Source organism: Nocardia jinanensis (assembly GCF_014645735.1).
Lineage (GTDB): Bacteria > Actinomycetota > Actinomycetes > Mycobacteriales > Mycobacteriaceae > Nocardia > Nocardia jinanensis.
The window spans coordinates 1-1,190 of the sequence record NZ_BMMH01000061.1 but is presented as its reverse complement, the minus strand read 5'-3'; the positions used below and the strand labels follow the sequence as shown (position 1 = coordinate 1,190).

The 1,190-nt window shown below is 62.4% G+C and carries 1 protein-coding gene and 1 other annotated feature; the gene reads right to left on the bottom strand.

Features of this window, described 5'->3' with window-relative positions; all coding sequences use genetic code 11:
- Positions 1-1,190 (bottom strand): IS3 family transposase gene (locus IEY68_RS35840; RefSeq protein ID WP_373293053.1). Its coding sequence is split into 2 segments (ribosomal slippage), with 1,191 coding nucleotides annotated over them: positions 1-917 and positions 917-1,190; the frame shifts between segments, so codons are not numbered across the junction. This gene is flagged as partial in the annotation.
- Positions 796-924 (bottom strand) — a sequence feature (AL1L pseudoknot). Its footprint overlaps the gene before it by 129 nt.

Sequence of the window (1,190 nt, the reverse complement as noted above, 5' to 3'; positions counted from 1 at the left end):
AGCGTAGTAGGCGGCTTCGTACTCGGCCGGAGACCGGTAGTCCAGCCGCGAATGTAAACGGGCATTGTTGTACCAGTCGCACCACTCCATCAGCGCGTACTCGACCTCGGATAGTGTCTTGAACGGGCCGTGTCGGCGCCCGACCTCGGTCTTGAACAAGCCGATGATCGATTCGGCGAGTGCGTTGTCGTAAGCGTCTCCGACCGAACCGATTGATGGTGTAATACCCTGCAGGGCAAGTGATTCAGTGAAGTTGACCGAAACGTATTGCGACCCCGCATCGGAGTGATGTATCAGTCCGGGCTCGACCGGGTGACCATAGTGCTTTCGCCGCCACACGGCCATGTTGACCGCTTTTGACACCAGCGGTGTCGTTTTCGACGCCGAGACATTCCAGCCCACGATCGCGCGAGAGTAAGCGTCGAACACGAACGCCACATATGTCCACCCGGTCCAGGTCGACACATAGGTGAAATCGGCTACCCACACCTGGTTCGGCGTGGTCGCGGTGAAATCACGGTTGAGCCTGTCACCGGCACGTATCCCGTCCTTGGCCGGGATCGTAGTCCGATGCCGGCGGCCTCTGACAACCCCGTTCATGTCCAGTTCGCGCATGATCCGGTCGACAGTGCAGAACGCCACGTCGTGACCCTGACGCCGCAGCCAACGCGTCATTTTCCGGCGCCCGTAGAGCTGCTCGGGCTTCTCGCCGAGCCCGCGCAGGGTGTTCTCCACGGCAGCGTCGGCGACGTCACGAGCGCAAGCGGGCCGGTGGCGGGCTTTGCGGTAGGTCCTCGGCGCAATCTGAACCCCGTGCGCAGACAGGGCTCGGCAGATCGACTCGACGCCGTAGACCTGGCGGTATTCGTCGATGAACCCGACGATCAACGGTGTCGCGGGTCGAGTTCCCGCGCGAAAAAAGCCGACGCCAGCTTCAGTATCTCGGTGGTCTGTTTGAGGTCTCGATTCTCTTTCCGCAGCCGAGCCAACTCTTCGCGCTCGGCCGACGACAAGCCCGGCGCACTCGGTCGCGGGCTTTCGTCGAGGGCCTTCTTGATCCACAACCGCAGAGTTTCGTGATGCACGTCGACCAGCGGGCCGATCGCACGCGCAGCAGCGTAGGCGGATCCGTACTCATCGAGCCGTTCGAGGGCCAGACGCACGGCCTTGTCACGAACCTCGGGCGGGTA